The organism is Sutterella wadsworthensis 2_1_59BFAA, assembly GCF_000297775.1.
GTDB lineage: Bacteria > Pseudomonadota > Gammaproteobacteria > Burkholderiales > Burkholderiaceae_F > Sutterella > Sutterella wadsworthensis_A.
Map to the genome: position 1 here is coordinate 358,563 of NZ_JH815515.1, position 6,981 is coordinate 365,543.

The window sequence follows — 6,981 nt, forward strand, 5'->3', positions numbered from 1 at the left end:
CCGCGCCCTCCTTTCCCTGAAGATCCCATGACCGAGACTTTCATTCACGACGAAGACCTTGACCTCAACGACTTCACGCCTGCGATGCGTCAGTTCATCGAGGTGAAGCGCCGGTACCCCGAGACGCTCGTTCTGTTTCGCATGGGTGACTTCTACGAGACGTTCTTCGACGACGCCGCCAAGGCCAACCGCCTGATCGGCATCACGCTCACGAAGCGCGGGAAGCTCAAGAACGGCGATCCGATCCCGATGGCCGGCATTCCGATGGTCTCGCTCGACCAGTACGTCGCCCGCCTCGTGAGACTCGGCGAGTCCGTCGTGATCGCCGAGCAGCTCGGCACGCCGGGCAAGGGCCTGATGGAACGCCGCATCTCGCGCATCATCACGCCGGGCACTCTTACGGACACCTCGCTTCTTCCTGAAAAGGACGACGCGGTGCTCCTCTCCGTCTCCCGCCCCGCAGGCAAGAACGCCGTCTGGGGCTTTGCCTGGCTCACGCTCTCGAACGGCGACTTCTTCGCGACCGAGGTGACGGACGAGCAGTTCGACTCCGAAGTGGCGCGCATTTCGCCCTCCGAGGTCCTCGTTTCCGAAAAGCTCCGCGATGCCATGAGGGAGACGCATCCCGAACTCACCGTGACGCCGATGCCCGCCTGGCACTTCGATGCCGAGCACGGCGAAGAAGCCCTCAAGAAGACGTTCGGCCTCGACAATCTCGACGCCTGGGGCGTGACAGGCAAGACGGGCGTGCTCGCAGCCGCCAATGCGCTTCTCGACTACACGGCCGAGACTCAGGTCGACATGATTCCGTTCATCAGCCCGCTGAAGCTCACGGACGAATCCGAATACATCATCATCGACCCCGCAAGCCGCCGCAACCTTGAGATCTCGGACACGATCCGAAGCGAGGGCCGAGGCCCCACGCTCTTCTCCGTACTCGACCGCTGCGGCACGTCGATGGGCAGTCGCGAGCTTCGCCGCTGGCTCAATCTTCCGCTTACAAAGGCCGACGAGGCCCGCGGACGCCATGACGCCCTCGAGGCGCTCGCAGAGGATCAGGACTTCTCGAGCTTCGTCGAGAGAAGGCTTCAGGGGCTGCCCGACATCGAGCGCATCGCAAGCCGCATCGCACTTGGAACGGTGCGTCCGAAGGAACTGGCGGCGCTTCGCGACGCGCTTCCGCTCGTGGGCGAGCTCAATGCCGAAATCGCCGCCCGCGAGGAGGTCTGGTTCGGCCTGACGGCGAAGACGCTTTCCCTGCCCGCCGAAATCTTCTCGAACCTCGAGGCCGCGCTCCTTCCCGAGCCCGCCACGCTTCTGCGCGAGGGCGACGTCATTCGCTCCGACTTCAACGAGGAGCTGGGGCTCCTGCGCCAGATGCGCGACAACACAGGCCAGTTCCTCCTCGACCTTGAAAAGCGCGAGCGCGAAAAGACGGGGCTCACGAGCCTTCGCGTCGAGTACAACCGCGTCCACGGCTTCTACATCGAGGTCTCCAAGGGACAGGCCGCGTCCGTCCCCGTCGAATACCACCGCCGCCAGACGCTCAAGAACACCGAGCGCTTCATCACGCCCGAGCTCAAGAACTACGAGGATCAAGCACTCTCCTCGAAGGAGCGCTCCGCCGCGCTTGAGAAGGAGCTCTATGACGGCCTCGTCGCCTCGCTTGCCAGCCACGTGCCCGCTCTGATGGCCGCAGCTCGTGCGCTCGCCCAGCTCGACGTCGTGGGCACGCTCGCGCGCCACGCGGTCGAGCACCACTGGGTTCGCCCGACGCTTACCGCCCGTCCCGGCATCGAGATCATCAAGGGCCGCCACCCCGTCGTCGAGACGACGATCGAGTCCTACGTGCCGAGCGACTGCCGCCTCGGAGACGGCCGCCGCTGCCTCATCATCACGGGCCCCAACATGGGCGGCAAGTCAACCTACATGCGCGCCGTGGCGCTCATCACGCTTCTGGCGTGGGCGGGCTCGTTCGTGCCTGCAGAATCGGTCACGATCGGTCCCGTCGACCGCATTCACACCCGCATCGGCGCATCCGACGATCTTGCCCGCGGACGCTCGACCTTCATGGTCGAAATGACGGAGGCTGCCGCAATCCTTCATCAGGCAACCGACCGCTCGCTCGTGCTGATGGACGAAATCGGCCGAGGCACGGCCACGTTCGACGGCCTGTCGCTTGCAGGCGCGATCGCTCAGGAACTCGTCGAGACGACCCGCTCGCTCACGCTCTTCGCGACCCACTACTTCGAGCTCACGCAGCTTGCCGTCAACCTCAAGGAGGCCGCCAACGTGCATGTCTCCGCCGCTCAGACCCGCTCGAAGATCGTCTTCCTGCATGAGATCGAGGAAGGTCCTGCGAGCCGCAGCTACGGCATTGCGGTGGCCCAGCTCGCGGGCGTGCCCGCACCCGTCGTTCGCCGTGCGCGCGCCATGCTCACGAAGCTCGAGAACCGCGAGGCCGCCATCGACTCGCCTCAGGCCGACCTCTTCGGCGACGGCCTCTTCTTCGAGGGACAGACCTCGTCCGCCGCCGTTCTCGAGGCCCCTGCCGAGCCCGATCCCGCGCTTCGCGAGTTTGCGGAGGCGGTTGCGGGTCTTGACGTCGACAGTCTGACGCCGAGAGAGGCTCTGGCGAAGCTCTACGAAATCCGCGAGGAGGCCGTGAAGGCCGCCAAGGGCATCTGACGCAGAACAGAAAGTTTTCAGCAGGCTCGGGACGAACCGGAACCTGCGACCGGCGGCAGGATTGTGCGCCCGCATTTGCAAACCCTCAAAAAACCTCTAAAATTAACAGAATTTTCACGTTTCGGATCTCCCGGGAGTCATTGTGTCGAAACAGGATCAGCTTTCCATGGATGAAGAGGCGCTCTTTCGCGACATTCATCACCACATTCTTCGCCAGGCCAAGGCCGGCGAACGCATTGATACGGAGACCGAACTGGCCACTCGCTTCAACGTGACGCGCTACAAGGTGCGCAAGGCACTGAGCGTTCTCTCCCAGATGGGCGTCGTCGACCGTGCGCCCAAGCGTGGCATGACCGTCAATGCGCTCGGTCCCAAGAACCTCTCCGCCCAGATTCAGGTTCAGATGGACATCGCGAACTTCGACATCCGCGAGTTCATCGAGGCCCGTCAGCTCATTGAGGTGAACATCATCCCGCTCGCAATCCGCCGCATGACGCCCGCCCTGCTCGGCCGCCTTGAGGACGCGATCAGCCGCATCGAAGCAAACGCCGGCAATTCCGCCGAAGCCGACCGCTGGGACCGCGAGTTCCACCTTCTCCTTCTTGAAGCCTGCGGCAACCGCGTGCTTCAAGTCTTCTCCGCCGCACTCGTAACGTACTTCGAGAAGACGACCGAGAACCTCCCGCAGAACGATCCCCAGTTCTTCCTCGACATCGCGAAGAATGAACGCCTTCTGCTCACGGCCATCAAGGCTGGCAGGGAGGATGAAGCCAAGGCGCTCCTGAGCCATCAGCTCGGCGAACAGGTCGAACTCCTTCAGGGCACGCGCTGAGCATCCTGACGCAAAGCTTCCAGACGGGGCGGTCTTCCGAAAGAAGACCGCCCTTCTTTTCATCCTTGGTACGCACGAAACCCTGCAGTCGCACGCAGTTGCGCTCTGAAGAGCCTCAGATGACGGTCCCGGACGAGCACCCAGAACGTTGCGCCCGCGCCGAAGACGTCCATGAGCACCCTGCAGACAGCGCCAGCAAGCCGTTCCTGAGCCGCAGTCACGGATGTCGCAGGACAGAAGACAAGCAGGCGCAGAAAAGCAAAAACCCCAGTCTCTTTCGAAACCGGGGTTCTTGGAATGGTGAGCCTGACGATGTCCTACTTTCACTGGAAATACAACCAACTATCATCGGCGATAAGGTGTTTCACTGTCCTGTTCGGAATGGGAAGGAGTGGGACCACCTCTCTATGGTCATCAGGCAAAGGCTTTGCTGCGCAAGCAGCGAATTCTTCACTTGGTCAGAAACAAAGCTGAGCTGTGATTCATCGACTCAGAAATTCTCTTGACGACATTCAGTCAAAAAAGCTTCACGGTTATAGGATCAAGCTTCACGAGCAATTAGTAATGGTTAGCTGAGTGCCTCACAGCACTTACACACCCATCCTATCAACGTCCTGGTCTCGAACGACTCTTTAGGGAGGTCTAGCCTCCAGGAAGACTTATCTTCAGGCAAGTTTCCCGCTTAGATGCTTTCAGCGGTTATCTCTTCCCCACATAGCTACCCGGCGATGCCACTGGCGTGACAACCGGTACACCAGAGGTGAGTCCACTCCGGTCCTCTCGTACTAGGAGCAGCCCCCGTCAATCTTCCAGCGCCCACGGCAGATAGGGACAAAACTGTCTCACGACGTTTTAAACCCAGCTCACGTACCTCTTTAAATGGCGAACAGCCATACCCTTGGGACCGGCTACAGCCCCAGGATGAGATGAGCCGACATCGAGGTGCCAAACACCGCCGTCGATATGAACTCTTGGGCGGTATCAGCCTGTTATCCCCAGAGTACCTTTTATCCGTTGAGCGATGGCCCTTCCATACAGAGCCACCGGATCACTATGACCTACTTTCGTATCTGCTCGACTTGTGGGTCTCGCAGTCAAGCACGCTTTTGCCATTGCACTATCAGCACGATTTCCGACCGTACCTAGCGTACCTTCGCACTCCTCCGTTACCCTTTAGGAGGAGACCGCCCCAGTCAAACTGCCTACCATGCACGGTCCCCGGACAGGATGACTGTCCCAGGTTAGAACCTCAAACAAATCAGGGCGGTATTTCAAGGACGCCTCCGCCACAACTGGCGTTGTGGTTTCACAGGCTCCCGCCTATCCTACACAGATCGGTTCAAAGTCCAATGCAAAGCTACAGTAAAGGTTCATGGGGTCTTTCCGTCTAGCCGCGGGGAGATTGCATCATCACAAACACTTCAACTTCACTGAGTCTCAGGAGGAGACAGTGTGGCCATCGTTATGCCATTCGTGCAGGTCGGAACTTGCCCGACAAGGAATTTCGCTACCTTAGGACCGTTATAGTTACGGCCGCCGTTTACTGGGACTTCGATCAGGAGCTTGCACCCCATCAATTAATCTTCCAGCACCGGGCAGGCATCACACCCTATACGTCGACTTTCGTCTTTGCAGAGTGCTGTGTTTTTAATAAACAGTCGCAGCCACCGATTATCTGAGACCTCTTCGCGCTCGGGGTGTTTCTCCCTCCACGCTACAAAGGCACACCTTATCCCGAAGTTACGGTGTCAATTTGCCGAGTTCCTTCTCCTGAGTTCTCTCAAGCGCCTGAGCATATTCAGCTCGCCCACCAGTGTCGGTTTGCGGTACGGTCCCGCTGAACTGGAGCTTAGAGGCTTTTCCTGGAAGCACATCCAATCACTTCGCTCAAAAGAGAGCTCGATGCTTCGCCTCGGAGATTCGCTGACGGATTTGCCTGTCAGCCTCCTACGCTCGCAAACCGGGATATCCAACACCCGGATGATCTTCAATACTCCGTCCCCCCCTTCGCATTCAGCGGTGGTCAAGGAATATTAACCTTGTTCCCATCAGTTACGCTTCTCAGCCTCACCTTAGGGGCCGACTCACCCTGCTCCGATGAACGTAGAGCAGGAAACCTTGGGCTTACGGCGAGCGGGCTTTTCACCCGCTTTAACGTTACTCATGTCAGCATTCGCACTTCTGATACCTCCAGCAACCCTTACGAGTCACCTTCGCAGGCTTACAGAACGCTCCCCTACCACTCACACACAAGTGTGAATCCGCGGCTTCGGTTATTGACTTAGCCCCGTTACATCTTCCGCGCAGAAAGACTCGATCAGTGAGCTATTACGCTTTCTTTGAAGGATGGCTGCTTCTAAGCCAACTTCCTGACTGTCTTAGCCTTTCCACTTCGTTTTCCACTTAGTCAATATTAGGGACCTTAGCCGGCGGTCTGGGTTGTTTCCCTCTTGAGTCCGGACGTTAGCACCCGGTGCTCTGTCTCCCGTGCTCAAACTTCCAAGTATTCGGAGTTTGCCATGGTTTGGTAAGACGCCATGTCCCCCTAGCCATAACAGTGCTCTACCCCCTGGAGTCATACACGAGGCACTACCTCAATAGTTTTCGGGGAGAACCAGCTATCTCCAGATTTGTTTAGCCTTTCACCCCTATCCACAGCTCATCCGCTAATTTTGCAACACTAGTCGGTTCGGTCCTCCAGTGTGTGTTACCACACCTTCAACCTGGCCATGGATAGATCATCTGGTTTCGGGTCTACGCCTAACGACTGAACGCTCTGTTCGAACTCGCTTTCGCTGCGCCTCCCCTATACGGTTAAGCTCGCCATTAAACGTAAGTCGCTGACCCATTATGCAAAAGGTACGCAGTCACCCCTTAACGAGGCTCCTACTGTTTGTATGTATGCGGTTTCAGGATCTATTTCACTCCCCTCCCGGGGTTCTTTTAACCTTTCCTTCACAGTACTGGTACGCTATCGGTCGATCACGAGTATTTAGCCTTGGAGGATGGTCCCCCCATCTTCGAGCAGGATGTCACGTGTCCCGCTCTACTTATCGCACACTTAGTACCACAGCTGCCTTTTCCAGTAAGGGGCTATCACCCTCTATGGCCGGACTTTCCAGACCGTTCCCGTAAGTTGGCTGCTATCGAGTGCTGGGCTGATCCGATTTCGCTCGCCACTACTTTCGGAATCTCGGTTGATTTCTTTTCCTGAAGCTACTTAGATGTTTCAGTTCGCTTCGTTCGCCTCCCATCCCTATATATTCAGGATGGGATACCTGCAAAGCAGGTGAGTTCCCTCATTCGGACATCTGTGGATCAAAGCTTATTTGCCAGCTCCCCACAGCTTTTCGCAGGCTGTCACGTCCTTCATCGCCTGTGATCGCCAAGGCATCCACCACATACACTTAGTCGCTTGATCCTATAACCCTGAGGCCTTTTGCCCTCAAAGTCACAAGCAA

General features: G+C 58.2%; 2 protein-coding genes and 2 rRNA genes. 2 read left to right on the forward strand and 2 right to left on the reverse strand.

Annotated elements, in window-relative coordinates:
* Positions 1-27 precede the first annotated feature (27 nt).
* Complete coding sequence (gene mutS, locus HMPREF9465_RS05760; protein ID WP_005435004.1) at positions 28-2,688, forward strand: DNA mismatch repair protein MutS; 2,661 nt, start codon at positions 28-30, stop codon at positions 2,686-2,688.
* 142 nt (positions 2,689-2,830) lie between these two features.
* Positions 2,831-3,520 carry a FadR/GntR family transcriptional regulator gene (locus HMPREF9465_RS05765; protein ID WP_231289353.1) on the forward strand — a complete coding sequence of 230 codons (690 nt, stop codon included), beginning with the start codon at positions 2,831-2,833 and terminating at the stop codon, positions 3,518-3,520.
* A gap of 304 nt (positions 3,521-3,824) precedes the next feature.
* Here HMPREF9465_RS05765 and rrf read toward each other — a convergent pair.
* A 5S ribosomal RNA gene (gene rrf, locus HMPREF9465_RS05770) occupies positions 3,825-3,939 on the reverse strand.
* A 118-nt stretch (positions 3,940-4,057) separates the two neighbouring features.
* A 23S ribosomal RNA gene (locus HMPREF9465_RS05775) occupies positions 4,058-6,941 on the reverse strand.
* Positions 6,942-6,981 lie beyond the last annotated feature (40 nt).